Here is a 23,692-nt window from a genome sequence, read left to right on the forward strand (position 1 = left end):
CCATGCCTTATCTCATCAGTGCTGAACTCCCGCGCGAAAGCGCGGGGTCTCGCTTCCGCGCCCTCCTGGATCGTCCGCAGATCCTGCAGCTTCCCGGCGCACACAATGGCCAAGCCGCCATTCAGGCCCGTAACGCGGGCTTTGAAGGGCTCTATCTTTCGGGCGCGGCCATGACCGCGTCGATGGGTATTCCCGATCTCGGCATCATCACCGTCGATGAAGTCTCCTTCTTCATTCGCCAGATTGCTCGGGCCTCCGGCCTGCCGCTCTTGGTCGACGGCGACACGGGCTATGGCGAAGCGCTCAACGTCATGCACATGGTCCGCTCTTTTGAAGAAGCTGGGGCAGGGGCAGTCCACCTCGAAGACCAGCTGCTGCCGAAAAAATGCGGCCACCTCAACGATAAAAAACTTGCCGATGCCCATGACATGGCGGCCAAGGTCGCCGCTGCTGCCAAGGCGCGCCGCGATATGGTCATCATCGCCCGCACCGACGCCGCGGGCAGCGAAGGCCTTGATGGTGCCATCGCCCGCGCCAAGCTTTACGTCGAAGCCGGGGCCGATGCGATTTTCCCCGAAGCGCTCACCACCATCGACATGTTCCGCGACTTCGCCAAGGCGATGCCGGGCGTTAAGCTTCTGGCCAACATGACCGAATTTGGCCGTACGCCCTATCAGACTGCATCTGAATTTGAGGCTCTGGGCTATTCCATGGTCATCTGGCCGGTGTCGTCTTTGCGCGTCGCCAACAAGGCGCAGGAAAAGCTCTACGCCACCATCAAACGCGATGGCGGCACCAAGGCGATGCTGTCCGAAATGCAGACGCGTCAAGAACTCTACGACGTCATTGGCCTGCATGATTATGAAGCGCTCGACGCCTCAATTGTTAAAACCATCGTCCCGACAGCGCTCTAAGACCAGATGTGGTCCCGAGTTAAGTCAAAAATCCTTTGAATCTATTAATCTGATGATGACCTAATTCCCCACGTCGCTTTAAGCGGGGTGGGGAAATCTCAAGCAAAACCGGAATGAAATATTCCCGGAAGCTGATTGGTTGGCATCGCATTGTTGTGGTGCCGATCCTTATTGCTCTGGCACTTCTTGCTGTCTTTGCGTTTCTTATTGAACAGCAAAATCAACAGATTGCCGAAACGCGTATGCGCGCGGAATATATTTCAAAGCTCTCGGTCATTCGCACCAAGCTGGAAAGCAATATTCAGAGCAATCTCCAACTGCTCAAAGGCATGGCCTCCGCCATTGCAGCCGATGTTGAGCTGGACGAAAGCCGCTTTCGGCAATTGGCAGCGGCGACGCTCGACGGCAATAGCCAAATCCGCGCGGTTACCTTAGCCCCTGACATGGTGGTGCGCTGGGCCTATCCGCGCACGGGCAATGAAGACTCCATCGGCTTTGATTACCGCACCTCGCCCGAGCAATGGCCTGCGGTTCAGCGCATGCTCACCAGCGGTGAGTCCCATTTTGTCGGCCCCCTGGCTTTGGTGCAAGGCGGCGTTGGTTTCGTCGCTCGTTACCCCATTTTTGATCCCAATACGGCGCGTCTGTGGGGCATTGTCTCGGCGGTCGTTGATGGTCCAAGGCTGCTCATGGCGAGCGGTATTATCGAAAACCGCGACTTCGACCTCTCCCTCACGCTCTACACGCGCGAGCAGCCGAGCGGGCAGCGCATCTTTGGCCAGGACCTCTCCCCGCGCAATCCGGTCTATGCCGATGTAAACCTCACCGACGGCCAGTGGCGCTTTGCCGTCGTTCCCAAAAATGGCTGGGTTCCAAACCTTGCTGCCACATGGGCCTTGCGCTTCATGCTGGGCCTTGCTGGCGCGCTGATTTTGCTGCCCATTCTCCTCACCGGTCGCATGGTGCAACAGCGCCAAAACCATATTCGCGAAATCGCCGACCACGCCCAAGAGCTTGACGCCCTGACGCGTCGCTTCCACTTGGCCTTGGATGTGTCAAAGGTTGGCGTCTGGGAGATTGATCTCGAAACCGGGCTCGAGACCTGGGATGCCCGCACCAATTACCTCTATGGCACGCCCCATGATGGCAAGCCGCGACGTAATGAGGATTGGCTCGCGGCGGTTCACCCAGAAGACCGCGAGCGCGCCAGCAGTGATTTTAAGGACATGGTCTCCGAGGGGCGATCAGAGTCCACCTACCGCGTGATCCGGCCGGATGGCGACATTCGCTACGTTCGCTCGGTTGGCGCCTTCTTCCGCGAAGAAGGCCGGTCCGACGCGATTATCGGGGTGAATTTTGACATCACCGCCGACGTCGAAATGCATCAGGCGCTGCTCAACGCCAAGAGTCTCACCGAGGCGCGCAATAAGGATCTCGAAGCGGCGCGTATTTCCATCGAACACAACGCGCTCCACGATAGTCTCACCGGCCTGCCGAACCGTCGTTATCTCGATGACATGCTCAAGCAACATCAGCAGGACGGCTATTATGGCGCCGGCTCGATTGCGCTCCTCCATATCGATCTCGATCGCTTCAAGCAGATCAACGACACCCTTGGCCATGCCGCCGGCGATGCCATGCTGGTCCACGCCGCCGAAGTGCTGCGCTTCAACTGCCACGATACCGATTTTGTTGCCCGCATTGGCGGGGACGAATTTGTCATCGTCTCCAGCGCTGGCGCGAGCGATGATCGCCTCACCGCCATGGCTGACAAGATCGTGCACGAAATGCGCAAGCCGGTGCTGCATGAAGGGCACGAATGCCGCTTTGGTGTGAGCGTCGGGCTTGCCGTCAGCCGCTCAGCAAATACCGATGTGAAACAGCTGCTGATCAATGCCGACATCGCCCTCTATCGGGCTAAGGCGCGCGGGCGCAATCGCTATGAGTTCTTCACCCAGGAGCTACAGAGCGAGGTCATCAGTTCCAAGCGCATCGCCGACGAGATCCTGAGCGGCCTCGAAAACCACGAGTTTATCGCCTTCTATCAGCCGCAGTTCGATGCCCGTACTTTGGCCGTCACTGGTGTTGAAGCTCTGGTGCGGTGGCATCACCCCACCGAAGGCCTGTTAACGCCGGATCGTTTTATGCGCATCGCCGATGAACTCAATGTTGTCAGCGCGCTGGATTCTCTGGTGCTGCGTCAGGTGCTGGCAGATCTCAAGCGCTGGGACGCTATCGGGCTACACGTGCCCCATGCTTCGGTGAACGTCTCTTTGCGTCGCCTCAATGATGAGACCTTGGGCGATAGCCTCAAGGCGCTGGACATCGAGCCGGGGCGCATTGCCTTCGAGCTGGTGGAATCCATCTATCTCGATGAAAGCGACAGCGTCGTCTCGTTCAATATCGAGCGCATCAAGCAGCTCGGTATCGATATTGAAAGCGATGACTTCGGCACCGGATACGCCTCCATCGTCTCCTTGCAAAAGCTGCGTCCGCGCCGCCTCAAAATCGACCGACAATTGGTCGCCCCCATCGTCGACAGCCTGAGCCAGCGCCGCCTTGTTGACTCCATCGTCGACATCGGCAAATCCATGGACATCGATATCGTCGCTGAAGGCGTTGAGACCATGGAACACGCTGCGGTCTTGCGAGACCTCGGTTGCGATATTCTTCAGGGCTATGCCCTAGGCCGCCCAATGTCGCGCGAAATGCTGGAGAGCTTCCTGCGCACACCAGCGCTGCGCCACACTGGATAACGCCCGGCCTATGTCGGGATATAAACAAATCTTTATATCCCGATTGATCCGTGCCTTTCCATTCCGTATAGGAATGACAAAACCTTTCTCCTGTGGAGCCGACCCATGACAAACCCAGCGACTGAATATTCGGTCAAGGACATCTCTCTTGCAGATTTCGGCCGCAAGGAGCTCAGCATTGCCGAGATCGAAATGCCGGGCCTGATGGCCATTCGCTCTGAATATGCTGCTGCTCAGCCGCTCAAGGGCGCGCGCATTGCGGGCTCGCTGCACATGACCATTCAGACCGGTGTGCTGATCGAGACCCTCGTTGCTCTCGGCGCAGACGTACGTTGGGTGTCGTGCAATATCTTCTCGACCCAGGATCATGCTGCTGCCGCCATCGCCGCTGCTGGCATTCCTGTGTTCGCGCACAAGGGCGAAACCCTCGAAGAATACTGGGAATTCACCGACCGCATGATGGATTGGGGCAATGGCGAAACCCCAAATATGATCCTCGACGACGGTGGCGACGCGACCATGTACGTGCTCGTTGGCGCCAAGGCTGAAAAGGACATTTCTGTTCTCGACAAGCCAGGTTCGGAAGAAGAAGAAATCTTCTTCGCCACCATCCGCAAGCGCCTCGCCAAGTCCCCGGGCTTCTTCTCCAAGATCCGCGATGCCATCCGTGGCGTTTCGGAAGAAACCACCACAGGCGTTCTGCGTCTCAATCAGCTGGCCGCTAAGGGCGAACTGCCGTTCCCAGCGATCAACGTCAATGACTCGGTTACCAAGTCCAAGTTCGACAACAAGTACGGCACTCGTGAATCGCTCGTTGACGCGATCCGTCGCGGCACCGACGTGATGCTCGCAGGCAAGGTCGCCATCGTTTGCGGCTATGGCGATGTGGGCAAGGGTTCGGCTGAATCCCTGCGTGGCGCTGGCGCCCGCGTGCTCGTCACCGAAGTCGATCCGATCTGCGCGCTGCAGGCGGCTATGGAAGGCTTTGAAGTCGTCACCCTCGAAGACGCTGCGCACCGCGCCGACATCGTCGTCACCGCCACTGGCAATCGTGACGTCTTGATGGTCGATGACATGCGCAAGCTCAAGGACATGGCCATTGTCTGCAACATCGGCCACTTCGACAACGAAATCGACGTGCTCGGTCTGCGCAACTTCAAGTGGACCAATGTTAAGCCACAGGTCGATCTGATCGAGAAGCCAGATGGCAGCCGCCTGATCCTTCTCTCCGAAGGGCGCTTGGTAAACCTTGGCAACGCCACCGGTCACCCAAGCTTTGTGATGTCGGCATCCTTTGCCAACCAGACCCTGGCTCAGGTCGAACTCTGGACCAAGGGCGAAACCATGGCCAAGGCCGTTCACGTGCTGCCAAAGCACCTCGACGAGAAGGTCGCTGAATTGCACTTGGCCAAGCTCGGCGCAAAGCTCACCAAGCTCAACAAAACCCAGGCTGACTACATCGGCGTCGATGTCGACGGCCCATTCAAGTCCGGCGAATACCGCTACTAATTGTCGGTTCTGCCACCAGATATGAGAAAGCCCGCTTCGGCGGGCTTTTTTATGGGTAAGACATGGTAAACCTTATCTAAATTTTAAGCCGCAGTTGAAATGTCTGAGTGAGCGTAAGCCCCACCCGCCTCTCTCCCTGAGACTATCCATGTTCGATCGCCTTCTCGGCAGCATCTCGCGCCGAATGTATATCCTTCTTGCCCTGTTCATCGTTGGCTTTGTCGGCGTAATCGGGTTCCAGCTCAGCCACACCCGCACAAACCTCACCGAACTCAAGAAAACCGAAATTCGCAGCGTCGTTGAAGCGGCTGTTTCAGTGCTCGGCTCCTATGAAGCCCGCGTTCAGTCTGGCGAGATGACGCTCGAAGACGCGCAGGCGGAAGCGCTGCGCTCGGTGAGCGCCATGCTCTATTCCGGCGACGATTATGTCTTCGTGGTCAGCCATGACTACGTCATGTTGGCCAACTCCAATCCCAATGTCGTCAACACCAATATGCGCGACCGTACAGATTCGCGCGGCAAGCGCTTCATCGAGGAATATACCGATGGTGCGCGCCTCCAAGGCTCGATCTTCACCACTTTTGGCTTCAATCCAAACGATGAAGAAGGCGCAGAAGTCGATAAGCTGACCTATGTTCAGAACTTCGCGCCTTGGGGCTGGGCCGCCGGTACCGGCGTGCTCCAGACGGATATTGAAGAGCTTTATTGGCAAGAAGTCATCAGCAGCACAACCATCGCCCTAGCGCTGATTGCCGCCTCGACAGTGCTCGGCTGGTTGATCGCACGTAGCCTTACCCGTCCAATCAATCGCCTGTCTGAGCAGATGGTTGAGATGACCGATGGCAAGTTCGATCTGGTCATTGAAGGCGTGACGCGTCACGACGAGATCGGCGCTATGGCTCGCTCGGTGGAAGTGTTCCGCCAGAACGGCCTAAAAGTCTCGCAAATGACCGAAGCGGAGGCCGCGCGCATTATTCGCGATCAGGCTGCGCGTCAGTCGATGATGAGCGACCTGCAAATTGCCTTCGGCGAAGTTGTCGACGCAGCGGTGGACGGTGATTTCACGCGTCGTGTTGCGGCGAACTTCCCGGATCATGAGCTCAACATGTTGGCCGCCTCGGTCAATACGCTGGTTGAAAGCGTTGAACGCGGCGTCGTCGAAACCGGCGAAGTTCTCGCCGCTCTGGCCAACACCGATCTCACCTCGCGTATGCGCGGCGAACATCGCGGTGCTTTTGCCAAGCTCAAGAACGACGTCAACGAAGTGGCCGATAAGCTCACCATGATCGTCACGCAACTGCGCGGCACATCGGGCACCCTCAAGTCGGCGACCAGCGAAATCCTCGCGGGCGCTAATGATCTGTCTGAGCGCACCACCCGTCAGGCAGCGACGATTGAACAGACTTCTGCGGCCATGGAACAATTGGCACAGACGGTCACCGAAAACGCCACCAAGGCACATGACGCAAGCGCTAAGGCTGGCACGGTTTCTGTCGCCGCCGAACAGGGCGGTGCGGTTATGGGCGATGCCAATGAGGCCATGGCCCGCATCACCGAGTCCTCGGCCAAGATTTCCAACATCATTGGCATGATCGACGACATCGCATTCCAGACCAATCTTCTGGCACTCAACGCTTCGGTTGAAGCCGCGCGTGCTGGCGAAGCTGGTAAGGGCTTTGCTGTTGTCGCGGTTGAGGTTCGCCGCTTGGCCCAGAGCGCTGCAACCGCGTCTGCAGATGTCAAGGTGCTCATCGACCAGAGTGCCGCCCAGGTCTCCACCGGCACACGCCTTGTCTCCGATGCTGCCGCTAAGCTTGTCGGTATTCTCGATGGCGTTCGCGCCAACACAGTCCTGCTCGATGCCATTGCGCGTGCCAGCGGCGAACAGGCTTCGGCCATCGCCGAGGTCAACACCGCAGTGCGTCAGATGGATGAGATGACCCAGCACAATGCGGCGCTGGTTGAAGAGATCAACGCCTCGATTGAGCAGACCGAAGAACAGGCCAATGAGCTTGATCGGATCGTCGATGTCTTCCAGGTAGCCGGTGCAGACCCGGCGCGAAAGGCCGCGATGAACTATCTCGGTCATGCGGTTGAGCCGCGCGCGGCCCGTCCAAAGATTGCGACAAAACACACACAACGCGAAGCAACGAACGACTGGACCGCGTTCTGAACTCAGCTATAAACGCTGGTAGATCTCAGATTTTCCGGCGCTTAGCTCGAAAAATACATGTGAAAGCCCGGGTGATTTGCCCGGGCTTTTACGTTTCGTAAAGGTTTCTGTTTCGTTCACAGTCAAGTGCATTCCTTGCCATTTGCCCGCTCCTCACAGGCAGGAAGACTCTTTTGCCCGATTCCGACCACGGCTAATGTCAGGGTGATTCGGATACTTTGATTTTAAGTGTTCGGATCAGCGAGCGGCAGGAGAGCCATTCTCCGCGTAGGCCGCCGCCAAAGCAGTAAATGCATACTGGCCCCTGTGGGTCGGACCTTGGCGCAACGAACACATGAGGCTTGGCATGGTGCCGGAACGATTCCGGAAACACTTGGGATTCGCAGCACTTAGCGCTGCCCCTCTGTCTCTGCTCGCCGCAGCTCCGGCTGTCGCTCAGAGCGGTGTTCCGGTCAGTCTCGGCGGCATTGCGCCGGTGGCCGTTGTGCTCGGCGCGGGCGCTTTCTCGCTCATCGCCATGGCCGTTGTGCGCTCGATTTTGGTCGACACGCGCGCCGCGCGTCGTCGCGCCTCCTCGCAAATCGCTGACTTGCGCAACATGGTCGATGAATATGAGAGCCTGATCGCGGGCTCGCGTGAGTTGACCGTCTTGTGGACCGACGAGAGCGCGACCCCAGCCGAACCCCGCATTCTGGGCGATGCTTCGGCCGTTCTGCCCGTGGGCCGTCAGCCTCATAGCGTTCTTAATCTGCGCAGCTGGCTCGGTCCTGCAGAAGCCAATCGCCTGCAAGAGCTGCTCGACAATCTGAAGATGCATGGTCATCGCTTCTCATCGAGCCTTAAAACGCTCGATGGTCGTCAGGTCCGTTGCTCGGGTTGGGTCATGGGCGGCGCTATCGCCATGCGCTTGCGCCCCGCCTATTTAGAGCCGGGTGAGGCTGCAAGTGTTGCCGTGGTTGAAGCGGCCGATTGGCAATGCGCTCAGGCCATTATCACCCATATGCCCGAGCCCGCTTTCCTGCGCCTCGAAGATGGCAAGCTCGATTTTGCCAATCCAGCCTTGGTCAATCTGGCGCAAACGCGCGGTAAGTCGGTCGAGAACCTTGATCTCGATGCGCTGGCCGCAGCGGTCAATTGTTATGTGGTTGAGTTTGACGTGCCCGGTGGCATTGGTGGCTATCTGGCGCCACGCAAGTCCATCTCCAATCCAGCGCCGATCCCTGAGGCAGCAGTTGCCCCGATCTCCGGCCTGATCGACAACCTCGGCACCCCGATTGCCATCTTCAACGCCAAGCGCCAGCTGGTGCAGTACAACGAGGCCTATATCAAGCTTTGGGGCTTGGATCGTCTGTTCCTCACCCCCGGCACCGATGAGCGCGCTGTCCTCGATAAGCTGCGCACCGAAGGGCGTCTGCCCAATTCCGTTGACTACCACACCTGGCGTGCCAACCATCTCAAGAGCTACGAGCGCACCGAGCCGTTTGAGGCCGATCCTTGGCATCTGCCGGATGGTCGCACGGTCAAGGTCATTTCCGCGCCCGCCGGCGCTGAAGGCGGCGTCATCTATGTCTTTGAAGACATGACCGAATGGTTGAACATGGCGTCAACCAACAAGGCCTTCACCAACGTGCAGCGCGAAACCATCAATGCGCTGTCTGAAGCTGTGGCTGTGTTCGGCACCAATGGCCGCCTGACCTTGTGGAATCCGCGCTTTGAAGAGCTCTGGTCGCAGGTCAAGTCTGAGCTCGAAACCGCGCCCCATATCGACCAGATCGCCAGCCGCTGCGTGCAAGCGCTGCCCCATGATGGCGCCACCATCTGGCGTGATCTCAAGCGCGCCATCATCGATCTTAATCCGACCCGCACGGACCAGAAGGGCCGCATCACGCGCTCGGATGGCAAGCTCATTGATTTCTCGATCACCCGTCTGCCCGATGGTCAGTCGATGATGACCTTTATCGACGTCACCGAAAGCGCCAGCTATTCCAAGGTGCTCAAGGAGCGTAACGATGCGCTGGTTGCCGCTGATCGTCTCAAGGACGCCTTCGTTGAAAACGTCTCCTATGAGCTGCGCTCGCCGCTGACCTCCATCATCGGCTTTGCCGAAGTTTTGGCCGCCGACGAAAGCTCTCCGCTCACCGCGCAGCAGCGCGATTATATCTCCTATATCCGCGCCTCTTCGGTCAGCCTTGGCGTGCTCATCGACAATATTCTCGATCTGGCGTCTGTCGACGCGGGCATTGCCGAGCTCAATCCTGAGCGTCTCGATGTTCACGCGCTCATCGAAAAGGCCCGTGCGGGCATTTCGGCGACCATGCCCGAAGTCTCTGGCGTCCCGGCAAAGCTGGTGGTTGATATCGAGCCCAACCTGCCGTCTCTTATTGCTGACGGGACGCGCCTTGTGCAGGTGCTCTACAATCTTCTCTCGAACGCGGCGCGTTTTGCCCCGCCCGGCAGCGAGATCCGCTTGGCCGTCACCAGCCGCGACAATCGCATGCTTTTCGTCATTGAAGATGAAGGCCCAGGCCTCACCGACGAGCTGAAGTCGGCGATCCTGACCCGTCTGGATACGCCTGCCGCTGGCGGTCGTCAGCGCGGCGCCGGGCTTGGCCTTTCCATCGTGCGCACCTTTGTGAACCTGCATGGCGGCACCATCTCGGCCGAACGCCGCGAGCCCAAGGGCAGCCGGATCATCGTCAATCTGCCGCGTGATAGCGCCATGGCGGGTGTGGCCGAATAATGGACCTTTTCCTTCCTGACGACGCGGCTACGGCAGAATTTGGCGCAACCCTTGCGGCCGAGCTGCAACCGGGCACCATCGTGCGTCTTGAAGGCGACCTCGGCGCTGGCAAAACCGCTCTTGCCCGCGCCATTATCCGCGCTCTGGCGGGCGATCCGGAGTTGGAGGTCCCATCCCCCACCTTCGCCATTATCCAGCCCTATGACACGCCCAAGGGGCCTGTCCTGCATGCGGATCTTTATCGCCTCGCCGATGAAAGCGAAGCCGATGAATTGGGGCTGCTCGACGATCCCAGCGCTATCGTCTTGGTCGAATGGGCCGAGCGCGCCCCCGATATTGCCAAAGCGGCAAATCTCACGGTCACGCTCACCATTCCCAAGGGTGGGGACGGGCGCTTGGTGCGCCTCACGCTCTGATCAGAGCGCTTCTTGCGTCTCGATCCCGCTGGTGGGGTTGCGCACCACCATAATCCGCCGAAATTCGGAGCCACCATATTTGCGGCGTGGATCATTGCGATCCACCAGTTCGATCCGCCGCCTGTCTGGCCCAAAATATTTGGACGTCTGCACATACATCAGCCGGTGGTTCAGCTGAGCATTGAGCTTGGCGCGCATGAAGTCGACGCTGTCGACGAGGAACAGCACCTCGTCAAACCCCATCTCCACCAGCGGCACCACCTGATGCCGCGGCCCACCGGAGAGCAGGCACACCACTGGCGCAAACCGACGCATCACATCGGGGTGCGAGCGCAGGGCCCGAATAAGCCTGAACTTATTGGCGTCCGGGATCGATCCGTGCACAAGGACGAAATTGAGCCCCTTGGCCTCATTCTCGGCAAAGCGCGGATAATCAATAGTTTCTTGAAATCCGATCTTCTTGCCAAATTCGCGCATCAATTCGCTTGTCGCCTGACCGGCCGCAAAGGTCACAGCGTTGCATTGGGCAATTGTGTCGTCAGTCACTGTCATGATGACGTCCGTTCTCATCAAAAATCAATCAGTGCCCCAGATGGATACTGTATAATTTCTGAATAAAGAGACAGTGTTACGTGAATTTGTTGTTAAGCAGGTGTGATCATCTGCACAACTTGCGCCATTATGGTTGCTTTTGTGTCGTTTTTTCAACAGCGCGAAGCAGCAATGAAGGCAAAAGGCCTGAACAGCTGTCTATGCTGCCCAGGCCTTTTCAATGCTCAATAGGACTGTGCGCTTAGTGCGCCTCGTCCCAGTTCTTGGCTGCGTGCGCGTCCACTTGGATCGGCACGGTCAGGCGCACGGCGGGCTCCGAAGCGGTTTCCATCACCCGCTTGATCACCGGGATAGCCTTATCCTCAGTGCCCTCTGGAACTTCAAAGATCAGTTCGTCATGCACCTGCAGCAGCATGTCGGCCTCGATCCCGGCCTTGGCCAGTTCTGGCTCCATACGGATCATGGCGCGACGGATAATGTCAGCCGCCGAGCCCTGAATGGGCGCGTTGATCGACGCGCGCTCGACAAAGGCGCGTTCGGATGGATTACCCGATTTCGCATTGGGGAACTGGATTTTCCGGCCAAAGATCGTTGTCACATACCCGTCGGTTTTGACGCGCATCTTCTGGGCTTCCATATAGTCCTTGATGCCCGGGAAGCGCTCGAAATAGGTCTTGATATAGTCGCCCGCTTCGCCGCGCCCGATACCCAGCTGATTGGCGAGACCAAAAGCTGAAATCCCGTAGATAATGCCAAAGTTGATCGCCTTGGCGCGACGGCGCACGTCGCTCGGCATGCCTTCCACCGGCACGCCAAACATTTCCGAAGCCGTCATCGCGTGAATATCGAGACCTTCCTCGAACGCGTCCTTGAGCGATCCAATATTGGCGATATGGGCCAAAACGCGCAGCTCGATCTGGCTATAGTCGGCCGAGATCAGTGTCTTGCCTTCGGGCGCGACAAAGGCCTGACGGATCTTGCGGCCGTTCGCCGTACGCACGGGAATATTTTGCAGGTTCGGCTCGTTCGACGACAAGCGCCCCGTAAGCACGGAAGCCTGCTGATAGGAGGTGTGAACGCGGCCCGTCCGGCGATTGATAAAATTCGGTAGAGCATCGGTATAGGTGCTCTTGAGCTTGGAGAGCTGACGCCAATCCACGATGGTGCGGGCCAGCGGAATGCCCTTGGCGGCGAGATCTTCGAGCACATCCGCGCCGGTCGACCAAGCGCCAGTCTTGGTCTTGGTGCCGCCTTCGAGGCCCATTTTATCAAAGAGGATTTCGCCAAGCTGTTTTGGTGAGCCAAGATTAAAGCTCTGCCCGGCCAGCTCATAGGCTTCGGCTTCAAACGCGGCCGCGCGCTGGGAGAAATCGCCCGAAAGGCGCGCCAGCATTTGCCGGTCAACGCTCACCCCACGCGCTTCCATGCGCGCCAGAACCGGCGCCAGCGGGCGCTCCAGCGTTTCATAAACCGTCGTGGCGTTTTCTGCTGCTAGACGTGGCTTGAGCACATGCCAGAGGCGCAGCGTTACGTCGGCATCTTCGGCGGCGTAGCGCGCTGCGGCAGCAATCTCGAGCTGATCAAAGGTCTTCTGGTTCTTGCCGGTCCCCGCCAGCTCACCAAAGGTAATGGTTTTGTGCTCGAGCCAATGATCGGCCAACACATCCATGCCGTTATAGCGCGGACCATCGAGCGCATAAGAGATGAGCATGGTGTCATCAATCGGGGCCATAGCGATCCCGAGATTGGCCAAGATCTCCATATCGTATTTGCAGTTCTGCCCGATCTTGAGAATGGCAGGGTTTTCCAGAACCGGCTTGAGCATGTCGAGCACGGTGCGGATCGGCAATTGCCCATCAACAAGGCCGCCGCCTTCCAACAGGTCGCCAGCCTTGCTGTGACCAACCGGAATATAGATGCCCTCACCAATTTCGGTCGATAGACAGACGCCCACCAAATCCGCCGATTGCGGATCAAGCCCGGTAGTCTCGGTGTCGATCGAGACGAGCCCCTTGTCGATGATTTTTTCGATCATCGCGGCGAGCTCAGCTTCGGTGTTGATGATGCGATAGGCATCATAATTGACCGGAATGGCTTTTACCCGCGCATGCTCTTCAGCGGCGTGTCGCGCAGGGCCGGTGCCCGGAACCACATTTGCCGCAAGCTTGGCCTTGGCGACGGAGAGGGATTTGGATTTTTCTGGCACGCCTTCCAGCGGCGTGTCGCCGCCAGCCCGGAGCTCAGGGTCGGCCTCAAAATCATCTGGGTTGGCATCGAGATGGGCTGCCAAACGCTTGGTGATGGTGGCAAATTCCATCGCCTTGAGGAAAGGGAAGAGGTTGCTCGGCTCCATCGGCTGACGCACCAAGGCGTCGATGTCGAGTTCCACCGGCACGTCCTGCGAGAGCGTCACGAGGCGCTTGGAGATACGGGCCAGTTCGGCATTGTCGATCAGCTTCTGGCGACGCGCAGTTTGCTTAATTTCGCCAGCCTTCTCCAGCAGCGTTTCGAGATCGCCATAGGTATTGATCAGCTCTGCAGCCGTCTTCTGCCCAATGCCCGGCACACCGGGCACGTTGTCGACCGTGTCGCCACACAGCGCCTGCACGTCGATAACCTTGTCCGGGGTCACGCCAAACTTGGTGAACACTTCATCGGGGCCAATCCAGCGCAGCGGCGGCTGGCCGGGGCGGGCGATAGTGTCGAGCAAGCGGATCGAACCATCGGGCTCAACCAGCTGCATCAGATCCTTGTCCGACGAAACGATCGTGACCTTAAAGCCCTGCTCGCGGCCCATGCGGGCATAGGTCGCCAAAATGTCGTCGGCTTCCCAGCCTTCCATTTCAATGGAGGGGATGGAGAAAGCGCGGGTCGCCGAACGGGTCAGCGGAAACTGCGGCACCAGCTCTTCAGGTGCAGGCGGGCGCTGCGCTTTATACTGATCATAAATCTGGTCGCGGAAGGTCTTGCCCTTGGCGTCAAAGATTACGGCCATATGGGTGGGGCGATCGTCCCCCTCCATATCCTGGGTGAGCTTGAACAGCATATTGCAGAACCCCTGCACGCAGCCGACAGGCAGTCCGTCAGATTTGCGGTTCAGCTGGGGTAGGGCGAAGAAGGCACGGAAGATGTAGCCCGAGCCATCAACGAGCAAAAGATGCATGAGACGATTCCCGTTTCGAGATTGGGTCCAGTTTAACCGCGGACGCCTGACTTGGCACTGCTAAATGCCTAACCGTGTCAGTAAGCCCTATCACGTTGTAAAACAGGATGATTTTCCCATAGACGAAGAGCTCGGCCTCTCATAGGCTATAGGTCAGTGTGTTAGCCCTAATGCGCCGCAAGAGCGCGCATGGCTGAGGAGGGGGCGTTCACCTATGACGACGACTGTGGGGCAGGCTACAATTTTGGTGGCCGATGATGATGCATTGATCACCATGAATACGGTGGATCTGCTTGCCGAACTTGGGCACATCGCAATTGAGGCTTATTCTGGCGCCGAGGCGCTGAAGCTGCTCGAAGAACGCGCTGACATCAGTGTTCTGATGACAGACTATTCGATGCCCGGCATTACAGGCATCGAATTGGCGGAAGCCGCGCAAAAGCTCCGCCCGGGCCTGAAGGTTCTTTTGGTCACCGGTTATGCCGAGCTGCCGCACAACCAATCCAGCGATCTACCGCGCTTGGAAAAGCCCTACCAGCTCGACGAACTCGACACTATTCTCAATAAACTCTTGGGCCGCGAGGGCTAAACTTAACGCAGGCCAGCCTTTTCAACGAGGCCGAGACGCTTGGCGTCGTAGTAATAGCCCCGTGCATAATATTGCACCGACCGGTCAGGATCGCCACCAGCGGTCATGTAAGCCCCAGCCAGATAGCGCACGGCATAACGCATATTGGTTTCGGCATCCAATAGGCCTGCGGGTTCGCCTCGGTAGCCCATGCCGCGCGCGGTTGCGTGGCTAATCTGCATAAGGCCGTAATAGGGGCCATTGCGCGCTGCCGGATTATAGGTGCTTTCGCGCACGATCACGCGGTGGATCAGGCTTTCAGGCACGTTGTACTGGGCCGCGTAATGGGTCACCAGCGCATTGATCTTGCCGCGTGTGTCGGCATAGGCCATCACCACATCGGCAGGTGCTGTTGGAACCGCCGCCGCTTTCGGCACATGGCCGGCCGGCGTTGGCGTTGCCACAGCCTGCTCGAGTGCAGCAGCTGCAGTTTGTCCCGCTCGGTTCCCCGCCATTGGCTTAATGCCAGCAAAGGAGCACCCCGCCAGTACAGTGGCTAGGATCAAGGTGGCGGTGATGGTAAGCGGCCGTGCCGTCATTCGCATTCCCAGATTACCCGTCTGTAAAAATGCCGTATGCGCAAAACGCGGCGGCTTTGGGGCGGAGCCACGCGAGCGCAGCAAGTGTGATCGGACCGAGCATTCGGGCGCTTCTTGCGGCCACGATCTCGCCCAGAGTCTTGGATATGGCCAGTAAACCCTAATGGGTTTCATCGTTGCGAGCCATTGAACCTGCCCCGCCCTCTAGGGCCTTAGGCTTAAAGAGGGGTTAAGCGATAGGCCGCGACAGTCCTAAACGTTCCAGCCCGTCTGGAAACACTATACCGAAAGGCCGATCCATGAGCACACCTCAGACCGGCGATATCATTCGCATTCATTACACCGGGCGCTTTCCCGATGGGACTGTGTTTGACAGTTCCGAGGGGCGTGAACCTTTGGAGTTCACCCACGGGGTAGGTCAGGTTATTCCGGGGCTAGATCGTCACGTCGCGCAGATGCGCGTCGGTGATAAGTCCACCGTCACCATTCCGGCGGCCGATGCCTACGGTCCCCATCACGACGAAGCCGTTCAGGTAATGAGCCGCAACTTCGTCCCCGCTGGCATCCCCCTGGAGCTCGGCACGCAGCTGCAGGCCCGTGGTCCCGATGGCAGCCTCGTGACGATTACCGTGATCGATATGGATGATGAGACCATCACGGTCGACGCCAACCATCCGATGGCTGGCAAAGACCTCATTTTCGACGTCGAGCTGGTCGAAGTGCGCGCGCAGGCCTAATTAGGCTTGCCCAAAAGGCGGCGTCGAGCCGCCTTTATTGTCTCTGCGGTGGCAAAAACGCGGCGCGGGCCGCAGCTGCCTTTGCGCGGGTCACGCAGCCTTCATGATGGTCATTGACCAGCCCCATCGCCTGCATAAAGGCGAAGACCGTGGTCGGCCCGACAAACTTCCAGCCGCGTTTCTTGAGCGCCTTTGAAAGGGCAATCGCCTCAGCCGATGTCGTCTGGCTCTGCGGTGGGCTAAGCGTTTTCGCCTCATACTGCCAAACAAAGCCTGCAATCGAGCCGGCCTCTTTGATCAACTCCTGCGCCCGCTGCGCATTGTTGATCACCGCCTCGATCTTTCCCCGGTGTCGAACAATGCCGCTATTCTGCAAAAGGCGCTCGACATCGTCTTGGGTGAACTGGGCGACCGCGTCGATTTCAAAATTGGCAAAGCCGAGCCGAAAGTTTTCGCGCTTATTCAGGATCGTCCGCCAGGAGAGGCCCGACTGAAACCCTTCAAGGCTGATCTTCTCGAACAGCCTGCGGTCATCGACAACGGGGAAACCCCATTCATGGTCGTGATAGGGAAAGAATTCGGCGATTTCCCCGCACCAGCCACAGCGCGGCGCACCATCAGGGCCTGTCACTAGGCTCATCGCTTCCCTCGCATTCCATAAACACCTTGGTCATACTGCAGAAATTGGCACAAGCTGTCAGTAGGTTTTGGGGCACGTGGCCCGTGCTCGGCCATTCCGGGGCCAAGGCTCAGGCCCATAAAGGCCAGCCAAGTGCCAGAGATATGCCCCTCGGCGCCACGAGGTGTGGAGAGAACCCAAGGGGCCACATCGCTGGTTGCGAAAGCGCCATAGTTCCATTAGTTTGCCGCTCATTCATCGGGGTCTACCCCCCGATTCCGGCCTGCACCCGTAGCTCAGCTGGATAGAGCGCTGCCCTCCGAAGGCAGAGGTCACAAGTTCGAATCTTGTCGGGTGCGCCAACACAATCAAGCGGTTAGCTGATTTTCTCTGATCTCTATCTGCGGCAGTGTCACCACAGAGTCACCGTCAGCATGCGCGTGTTGAGCCGGGTCCGACGGATAGTTTTGCCGATGCAGGACGGGTGACGGGGGTAACGCGGTAGGGGATCGCGCGCGCAACAGCGCCTTGCAGCCAGCCCCGCGCTGCTTTCCAGACTTTGGAAGACGACCTTTTATTGCCGCCTACCAGCCCGGACATTGATGTTACCGCCGGCTCTGCCGCTAGGCCTAGAAGGCCGCCTCGGGAAAGTCGCCGGGCAGATAGCATTCTTCCGGTTGCGCAAAGCGGGTCCGTATTTCATCGATCATCAGCCGCCAGCGCACATAAAGCGGCGCCTTGCGACCATCGAGCGGCACGCCAAAGAGCCAGCTGACGGCATTGGAGCCGCCACCCACATGGGTGCTCAGCACTTGCGCGTCGGGCAGGCCGCCGCGGAATAGCAAAGTGCCAATCGCAACCTGCTCATTGTCCCACATGCCCGCGGGCGACCATTCTTGCTCGACCATGAAATCCATTCGATCGGACAGTTCTTCGGCATAGTCGCGCGCGACGATGAAATCGGCCGCGCTCATCATGGCCAAGCTGGTTCCCACCATGCGGCGCGGGAACTTGCCGATGCGCATGCGCTGGCTCAGATGATAGGTGGCGTAGAGACCGAATTTAATGCCGTCCAGATCGGCCGCCGTCACCTTGATCGTGCCATCGCCCAAGTCCTGGATCATCCGGCAGTGCCCGGCATCGATACAGATTAGATAATCTGCATCGGTTTCGTCGGTCGCACGCTTCATCATCTCAAGCTTGGACACGGAGCGCTTGATATGTTGACCAAAATCAGGGCCTTAGCACGCTAGCGCGATCCTTCCTCGCACTACTCATCGATCAGTAACATCGAAGGTGGGCCGAGGAGGCGATTGCAGTTAGTCCCGGTCCTTGTGCAGCAGCCAGGAATCGGGTGTCGGTGGCAGGGACTTGAGGCGGCGCCCGCTGGGTTTGTGCACGACAGGTGGACGGGCCCGGCCGCGGTTGCCGATTGGACGGGGTTGATCAATGGGTCTTGCCGGCGTCAGTGGCTCGGCCTTTGGCAGGACGACGGAGGCTTCAATCCAGGCCTCAATGTCCTCCGGGCGATAGAGGCATTTATCGGTCGGCTTGTAATAGCGCGGCCCCTTTCCGGTGGACGCCAATTTGGCCAGCGTGTGCGGCGAAATGGGGTAATGTTCGGCAACCTGTGTGCGCGTGAGATAGGTGATTGCCACTGACTGCTCCAAAGTCGACTCCATGACTCAAGAGTGGTCGAGACTGGGTCAGATGGCAATATTAAGCGGCTTCACACCGGCCCATTTTCATCGCATCGGCGTTGCGCTGCTGGGCCATTCGAAACCAAAGGATCCGAACGGCCTCGCCGAAACAATCTCAGTCGAACTGTGAAGGCTCCATACTCATCCAGCGTGAAGCTTCTGCATCGACTTCCGGCGGCGACAAGTCCGCCTTCGCGAGCCCCGGATGAGGTCGGTCCGGGGTGCGCACCGTACGCGCTGCTTCAACCGCCACGAGCGCCATGCTGCCCTTGCGGCCCTGCTGCCGAGAGCCATAGCGCTTTTGCGTTGCAGTGCTGGCATGACCGAGTACCATCGCGATGGCTTCTTTCGCATCGCCCCAAAGGTGCTTCAGTTGAGAGGCCAGATAGTGTCTTGCAATATACGCGCAGATGGGCGGCAAACCAGCTTTCTTCGAGGCCGCTGCCATATTCGCGTGAAACGTGCGTGGCTGACGCCTGACCTGCAGGATTCCGCCCTTTCGTGACGCTATTCTCCAAAGCTGACCTGCAAGAGGGGACATGTCGATGTCATAAGTTAGCTTGCGCCAGGGCTGGCCATTGGTGTCGGTGATCTTTGCACCACTGATAAAGATGCTTAGGTGCCGATCATCCACGACACTCACGGTCACACCCATGCCCAGCTCCTCGGGGCGACATCCAGACAGCAGCGACACCAAAACCGCGGGAAGGGCGGCGGTGATCGTATTGTCAGCAACGCTCTTCTGCCAATCCGCAGGGAGCTTTCCAATGCTCGCACGTTTGGATTGCCCTTTGCGGGTGAAAGCGTCCTTCGGCGGCTCTCGGTCAGCGCATCAGCTGATGCCTGCATCAGACCTGCGATCATCTGCCGATTGGCACTGAGGATCTTCTGAATGATAAACTTCCACAGCCCGTGAATTGTCGCCGACCGCGTCAACACGAACTGCCCGGGCGCGGTGAGCGCGACGTAGTCGATATACTCGACGATCCTCAACCCGGACTGGTTTATCAATTTCCATATCCTTCTATAGCGGTCCAGGGTGTTGGCCTTTTTCGGCTTGGCCAGATAATCTTTTGCTTCGCCGAAAATTCGCTTGATTTCGTGTGCCATTTCACTTCTCCGCTTGCTCCTGACCAAGCTAAGCGGAGTGCATGAAAACCGGAAAAGCGGCTGCCGAAAGGTGAGTTTGATGGCCTTCAAGATTGAGATGCTCTTGAGCGCTTCGCCTGGTCATGGCCGCCCGTCGCCGCTGACGCGGGCAGGGCGGCAGGGTCTGACGACCCATGACCACTCAAAGCGACGAATGCTCCTTTCGGCCCCCCTTCGCCCCATGAAGTGGGGCAGGGGGGCAAGCTCTCTTCGCGAGCCGAAAGGACCCTTCGTGGCAGCAGATCGAAAACGATCTCCTGCCTGCCTGCTGGTCAAAACCGACGCCCCCTCAATCCAAGTGGATCAGGGGCGCAAGCTCGCTTTGCTCGTCGATGTTCGCCAACAGGCCCTATTTCCGGAACCGCATGAAGCGCATCCGGAAATAGGAAAAGAGCATCTTACCCGACTGGGGCGAGGCCATCTTATTCGACAGGTGAGGAGCGGTTGGATTAGGATATCCGGAAATTTGAAACAAGCAGCGTAGGCCAACAGCAATTTCGCTTGGTGTCCGGTTAGTAGCGCTGCATCGTCTCATCAGAAGCTTTGTTGGGCTTTGGCACGAACGGAATTTGATGGATTAGTGGGAGTCCGCAGCAATCGCGAAATCAAATGAGAAAGGATAGCTGCATCGGTGAGTCACAGAGCCACGCAAAACCTTATCGACCCTCGCACATTCGTGCCATGTTTTTGGGCAGGATGCTGCTAAGTCCGGTGGCCGGAACATGGATCCGTCACCATGGCAGGAGGCGCTGCGGCAGCGACATGGCCACATCAGTACATCGGTTTCGGCATCGTAATTGATGACCACGAACTTGGGCACCGTAGGCAAATATGATCAGAGACAAGCGGGGAGATGAATGCACCGGGAACAAGCCGCCCGCTATTGCCCAGCACATTCCCCTGAAGTAGGCATATCTACGAGGTGGGCACAGCACCGTGGCAACGGCGGCTCTGATGCGCGTCTCCAGGCGGAAGGGGACCTTAAAGCGAATAGGCCCGCCGGTCATTTGATGCCTTTGGTTCTTGCACGTGCAACGGCGAAGCAACTCGTCCCAATTTTGACAGTCCCTCCCCGGGATATCCGTCTCGCCTCGCGGCTTAGAGACCGCCCAAGCAGCCTGCCGATAAAATTGTCAGGCAATTTGTGCTCGCTTGCCGACTGACGGGCGCGACCCGCCTTAAGGGCGCTAAGCCTGCCCATCAGCGTGCGGACGATGAAAAGCGGAGCCACCAGCGCCGAGAACAGATAGGATTGATACTGTATCTCAAAGCCCGCCTCGCGGAGGACCCTGGCGAGGCTCGCTCTGGTATAGCGGCGATAGTGACCGGCATCCACATCCTCGGGTGACCACAGCCATCTATAGGCTGGAACGGTCAGGTAGAGGTGTCCACCTGGGCGCAGCAACGCGTGTATCTGGGCCAGGGTAGCGCCATCCTCCTCGATGTGCTCGAGGACATCGAACATGCCTACAGCGTCGAGCGAGCCATTCTCGAGATCAAGGTCCTGCAGTGTCGCCTCTATGACGGGCACCTTGCGCCTAACGCATATCGCCGCCGCTGCGGGCCCCGGCTCGACGACGATCGTCGGGAACCCGGCATCGAGCAGCGCCATTGCAACCAAGCCGTTACCGCCGCCGACATCGAGGATCGGACCGGTGGACGAAAATCTCCCCACCGCGTCCGAAAGCACGCGATTGCGATGGCCGAACCAGTAGGAATGGGACTCGATCTCGGCAAGGCTTTCGTGCTGATCGAGGGGAAACGAGACGCTGGCTGCGCTCGGTGTCTTCTAGTGACCGGGACCGACCTGACGAAGCCCTGGAATTCGTGCACACCACGCGTCAAGGTCGCCAGCATCGGTTCGATCGTACATATGTCCTCGCTGCTCCGTCCCTTGCCTATCTATGGTGTTCTACCGCGACGCGCAATAAGCGCGCGGTGGCGCCTCCCTGGATCTCAATAGCACTTGCTTCCCCTAATAGAGCAACGTAGTGAACCGTGCTGTCCTGAACGACTGTGCTTAATGCCGGGTATTTTCCATGACGACTCTTTCCGACCCCGGGCCCCGTTCTCGTTCGATCGCGCTGATCGATGCACTCCATGTAGCCATGGTTGTCACGACAGGACTGCTGATTGCGCTCCTCGCCACCGGAACACCCATACTGCTTTCGATCCAAGTAACGCTCTACAGCGGATTACGAATTCCTCGGTCCGGTAGACTGGAATGACGACGCTATTAACGGCGGACTGAGCTTTCATTTGTTATCCTGAGTGCAGGCAATTGGCGGGCGGACCACATTTGTGTCACGCGACCCAGCACCGCCACCAGGCAGCCTCTGGAGCCATGTGCACGTATAATCTCGCCAGGGTCGACACCATGAACAGTGGCCATCTCTTTCAGAGTTCGCAGGGTGAATCAATTTATTCGCACTACGAAGCTAACGCGATCGCCTGTCAAAGCGGTACTGCTGTGCATGTCGACAATCGCCCGCCGCCACGCCACGGTGGCGATGGACGAACTGCTGTGGCTGTCGGCGCAGGGCTGGCGGGTACCATTGGCAGTAAGCGTCAGGGACGACGAGTGGTATAGATGCTTTCTCCGCCTGCGGCAGCGGAAACCTTCGTCTGCGTGCCGAGCATATTGTTGAGTTAGAAAAACCAGCGAGCTACTCAAATTTAACATTTGTGCAGTCCGCGCAACGGCCTCGAGACGGAAATAGAGCGGCAATTTTGCCTAGTCTTGAGCTCTTGACAAGCGGTTCCCCTGGGCTCGTTGAACTAAAAGATGATGGGTCGGCAGGCCATTGACCAGCTGCAGGGCGACAAAATTGCTCACTACTGCCTGTCTGACTTCACAGATGGATTTGCTGACTCGTCAGGGCTGGACGCGGCGGTGGAGATTTTGTCGCCAGAGCCCGCGCCGCGAGCGGTCTGAAGGATGATCTTGAAGTCGAGCAGCAGCGATTGCAGTTGCAGATATTCGTGGTCGCAGGTGGCCAGTCCTGCCGGGTCGCTCATGTCGATGCCTCGGACTTGAGCAAGGCCGGTAATGCCAGGCTTGATCTCGAATACGCGCCGGGCGCGGCGCTCGATGATCATGTTCGCCTGGTTGGGCAGACAGGGCCGTGGCCCGACCAGACTCATGTCGTTTCGCAGGATGTTGATTACCTGGGGCAGTTCGTCGAGCTTGGTACGCCGTAGAAAATGGCCCAGCGGCGTCACAGCTGCGGCGGGCACTTCATGAGTGCCAACATTGGGCGCTGAGACATACATCGTGCGGAATTTGAGGCAGGTAAAAACCTGTTCGTTGCGGCCGATGCGATCCTGCAGGAAAATGCCGGGACCAGGCGACTGCAACCTAATGGCCGCCCAAATGATCAGCATGGCCCACCACAGCAGCACGATGATCGACAGAGAAAATACTATGTCTATGAAGCGCTTGGCCGTTCTGTAAACGTTGTTGGCACTCTGGTCATCGGCAACGATGACCAGAGTGATTGCCGGGTTCTCGGTCTCTGGAAGGTCGAGAATAGTCTCAGTGATGCGAGCGATACTAACTGTCGGCTTGAGCGACCTCAGGCTGAGCAAGGCGAGTTCTTGTAAAAAGCCAGGCAATCGGCTTACCAACGCCAGTCTGCCCGCTAGTTCGCCACCAACGACCGCGGGCAGGTAGAGCCCCCACTTTTCGATGCCGGAAATGTCGGAAAGTCGCTCAACGGCCAGGCGCTTGGATGTGGCATAGTCAGAGCGGTTGGAATGGTCCAACGCATGGATCGAGGATACGAAAATGAACCGGCGTATACCAAGTGCGCGTGCCTGGCGGCAAAGGTCGACCGGCATGTCGACATTGACGCGCTGAATTTCAGTCGGATCGGCAGCCTGATCATTGTTGATGACCGCCAGATGAAGGAGACTGTCAAAGTCGGCTGCAGCACTCAAATCGGTATAACTGACCACGTTGCACTGCGGAAACGCCCGGCGTAGCGCTTCTGGGTCTCGACCGATCAGTAGGATCTCTACACCCTTATTCCGCAGCAACGGCACGAGTTGCCGCCCGACGAAGCCGCTCGCCCCAGTTATCGCAATTCGCATGCCGG

17 protein-coding genes, 1 tRNA gene and 1 pseudogene are annotated in these 23,692 nt (G+C 58.3%); 9 read left to right on the plus strand and 10 right to left on the minus strand.

Annotation, left to right across the window (positions count from 1 at the left end):
- Window positions 1-2: 2 nt before the first annotated feature.
- From prpB to tsaE, 6 genes are all read left to right on the plus strand, one after another.
- A complete protein-coding gene (gene prpB / locus H4N61_RS00845) occupies window positions 3-914 on the plus strand; it encodes a methylisocitrate lyase (RefSeq protein ID WP_182394726.1) in 912 nt (303 codons plus the stop codon).
- Between the two features lie 113 nt (window positions 915-1,027).
- Window positions 1,028-3,670, plus strand: a complete 2,643-nt coding sequence (locus H4N61_RS00850; RefSeq protein ID WP_182394727.1) for an EAL domain-containing protein — start codon at window positions 1,028-1,030, stop codon at window positions 3,668-3,670.
- Window positions 3,671-3,775: 105 nt separating this feature from the next.
- Window positions 3,776-5,179, plus strand: coding sequence for an adenosylhomocysteinase (gene ahcY, locus H4N61_RS00855; protein WP_169196953.1), 1,404 nt, complete (start codon window positions 3,776-3,778; stop codon window positions 5,177-5,179).
- A 148-nt stretch (window positions 5,180-5,327) separates the two neighbouring features.
- On the plus strand, window positions 5,328-7,352 hold the full coding sequence (locus H4N61_RS00860) for a methyl-accepting chemotaxis protein (protein ID WP_182394728.1): 2,025 nt from the start codon (window positions 5,328-5,330) through the stop codon (window positions 7,350-7,352).
- A 346-nt stretch (window positions 7,353-7,698) separates the two neighbouring features.
- On the plus strand, window positions 7,699-10,092 hold the full coding sequence (locus tag H4N61_RS00865; RefSeq protein WP_182394729.1) for an ATP-binding protein: 2,394 nt from the start codon (window positions 7,699-7,701) through the stop codon (window positions 10,090-10,092).
- Window positions 10,092-10,508 (plus strand): tRNA (adenosine(37)-N6)-threonylcarbamoyltransferase complex ATPase subunit type 1 TsaE, encoded by a 417-nt coding sequence (gene tsaE, locus H4N61_RS00870; RefSeq protein WP_182394730.1) that lies wholly within the window; start codon window positions 10,092-10,094, stop codon window positions 10,506-10,508. The genes H4N61_RS00865 and tsaE overlap by 1 nt, the downstream gene beginning before the upstream one ends.
- Here tsaE and H4N61_RS00875 read toward each other — a convergent pair whose 3' ends face one another.
- Window positions 10,509-11,060, minus strand: coding sequence for a hypothetical protein (locus H4N61_RS00875; RefSeq protein ID WP_182394731.1), 552 nt, complete (start codon window positions 11,058-11,060; stop codon window positions 10,509-10,511). It lies immediately after the preceding gene.
- Between the two features lie 241 nt (window positions 11,061-11,301).
- Window positions 11,302-14,223, minus strand: coding sequence for a DNA polymerase I (gene polA / locus H4N61_RS00880; protein WP_182394732.1), 2,922 nt, complete (start codon window positions 14,221-14,223; stop codon window positions 11,302-11,304).
- A 214-nt stretch (window positions 14,224-14,437) separates the two neighbouring features.
- Between polA and H4N61_RS00885 the strand changes: the two genes are divergently transcribed.
- Complete coding sequence (locus H4N61_RS00885) at window positions 14,438-14,812, plus strand: response regulator (RefSeq protein ID WP_182394733.1); 375 nt, start codon at window positions 14,438-14,440, stop codon at window positions 14,810-14,812.
- A 2-nt stretch (window positions 14,813-14,814) separates the two neighbouring features.
- On the opposite strand, the pseudogene H4N61_RS18300 reads toward H4N61_RS00885, so the two are convergent.
- Window positions 14,815-15,156, minus strand: a pseudogene (locus H4N61_RS18300) (lytic transglycosylase domain-containing protein); the annotation flags it as partial.
- Window positions 15,157-15,689: 533 nt separating this feature from the next.
- Here H4N61_RS18300 and H4N61_RS00895 point away from each other — a divergent pair.
- Window positions 15,690-16,127, plus strand: a complete 438-nt coding sequence (locus H4N61_RS00895; RefSeq protein WP_182394735.1) for a peptidylprolyl isomerase — start codon at window positions 15,690-15,692, stop codon at window positions 16,125-16,127.
- 34 nt (window positions 16,128-16,161) lie between these two features.
- Here the strand turns inward: H4N61_RS00895 and H4N61_RS00900 are convergent, their stop codons facing one another.
- Window positions 16,162-16,767, minus strand: coding sequence for a DNA-3-methyladenine glycosylase I (locus H4N61_RS00900; RefSeq protein WP_182394736.1), 606 nt, complete (start codon window positions 16,765-16,767; stop codon window positions 16,162-16,164).
- Between the two features lie 264 nt (window positions 16,768-17,031).
- Here H4N61_RS00900 and H4N61_RS00905 point away from each other — a divergent pair.
- Window positions 17,032-17,108, plus strand: a tRNA-Arg gene (locus tag H4N61_RS00905).
- 267 nt (window positions 17,109-17,375) lie between these two features.
- On the opposite strand, the gene H4N61_RS00910 is transcribed toward H4N61_RS00905, so the two are convergent.
- From H4N61_RS00910 to H4N61_RS00935, 6 genes are all read right to left on the minus strand, one after another.
- On the minus strand, window positions 17,376-17,954 hold the full coding sequence (locus tag H4N61_RS00910) for a hypothetical protein (RefSeq protein WP_182394737.1): 579 nt from the start codon (window positions 17,952-17,954) through the stop codon (window positions 17,376-17,378).
- Window positions 17,955-18,065: 111 nt separating this feature from the next.
- Window positions 18,066-18,404 carry a helix-turn-helix domain-containing protein gene (locus H4N61_RS00915; RefSeq protein ID WP_182394738.1) on the minus strand — a complete coding sequence of 113 codons (339 nt, stop codon included), beginning with the start codon at window positions 18,402-18,404 and terminating at the stop codon, window positions 18,066-18,068.
- Between the two features lie 157 nt (window positions 18,405-18,561).
- Complete coding sequence (locus H4N61_RS00920) at window positions 18,562-19,101, minus strand: hypothetical protein (RefSeq protein WP_182394739.1); 540 nt, start codon at window positions 19,099-19,101, stop codon at window positions 18,562-18,564.
- Window positions 19,092-19,556, minus strand: coding sequence for a hypothetical protein (locus H4N61_RS00925; RefSeq protein ID WP_182394740.1), 465 nt, complete (start codon window positions 19,554-19,556; stop codon window positions 19,092-19,094). The genes H4N61_RS00920 and H4N61_RS00925 overlap by 10 nt, the downstream gene beginning before the upstream one ends.
- Window positions 19,557-20,598: 1,042 nt before the next feature.
- Window positions 20,599-21,285, minus strand: coding sequence for a class I SAM-dependent methyltransferase (locus H4N61_RS00930; RefSeq protein WP_182394741.1), 687 nt, complete (start codon window positions 21,283-21,285; stop codon window positions 20,599-20,601).
- 1,145 nt (window positions 21,286-22,430) lie between these two features.
- Entirely contained in the window at window positions 22,431-23,687 is a 1,257-nt protein-coding gene (locus tag H4N61_RS00935; protein ID WP_248306546.1) for a sugar transferase, read from the minus strand.
- Window positions 23,688-23,692: the final 5 nt, after the last annotated feature.

Origin of the sequence: Devosia sp. MC521 (genome assembly GCF_014127105.1) — a bacterium.
GTDB lineage: Bacteria > Pseudomonadota > Alphaproteobacteria > Rhizobiales > Devosiaceae > Devosia.

Bases quoted from the DNA above. Each gene is read 5' to 3' on its own strand.
- prpB (WP_182394726.1), top strand. From the start codon at position 3: ATGCCTTATCTCATCAGTGCTGAACTCCCGCGCGAAAGCGCGGGGTCT.
- H4N61_RS00850 (WP_182394727.1), top strand. From the start codon at position 1,028: ATGAAATATTCCCGGAAGCTGATTGGTTGGCATCGCATTGTTGTGGTG.
- ahcY (WP_169196953.1), top strand. From the start codon at position 3,776: ATGACAAACCCAGCGACTGAATATTCGGTCAAGGACATCTCTCTTGCA.
- H4N61_RS00860 (WP_182394728.1), top strand. From the start codon at position 5,328: ATGTTCGATCGCCTTCTCGGCAGCATCTCGCGCCGAATGTATATCCTT.
- H4N61_RS00865 (WP_182394729.1), top strand. From the start codon at position 7,699: ATGGTGCCGGAACGATTCCGGAAACACTTGGGATTCGCAGCACTTAGC.
- tsaE (WP_182394730.1), top strand. From the start codon at position 10,092: ATGGACCTTTTCCTTCCTGACGACGCGGCTACGGCAGAATTTGGCGCA.
- H4N61_RS00875 (WP_182394731.1), bottom strand. From the start codon at position 11,060: ATGACAGTGACTGACGACACAATTGCCCAATGCAACGCTGTGACCTTT.
- polA (WP_182394732.1), bottom strand. From the start codon at position 14,223: ATGCATCTTTTGCTCGTTGATGGCTCGGGCTACATCTTCCGTGCCTTC.
- H4N61_RS00885 (WP_182394733.1), top strand. From the start codon at position 14,438: ATGACGACGACTGTGGGGCAGGCTACAATTTTGGTGGCCGATGATGAT.
- H4N61_RS00895 (WP_182394735.1), top strand. From the start codon at position 15,690: ATGAGCACACCTCAGACCGGCGATATCATTCGCATTCATTACACCGGG.
- H4N61_RS00900 (WP_182394736.1), bottom strand. From the start codon at position 16,767: ATGAGCCTAGTGACAGGCCCTGATGGTGCGCCGCGCTGTGGCTGGTGC.
- H4N61_RS00920 (WP_182394739.1), bottom strand. From the start codon at position 19,101: ATGGGTGTGACCGTGAGTGTCGTGGATGATCGGCACCTAAGCATCTTT.
- H4N61_RS00925 (WP_182394740.1), bottom strand. From the start codon at position 19,556: ATGGCACACGAAATCAAGCGAATTTTCGGCGAAGCAAAAGATTATCTG.
- H4N61_RS00935 (WP_248306546.1), bottom strand. From the start codon at position 23,687: ATGCGAATTGCGATAACTGGGGCGAGCGGCTTCGTCGGGCGGCAACTC.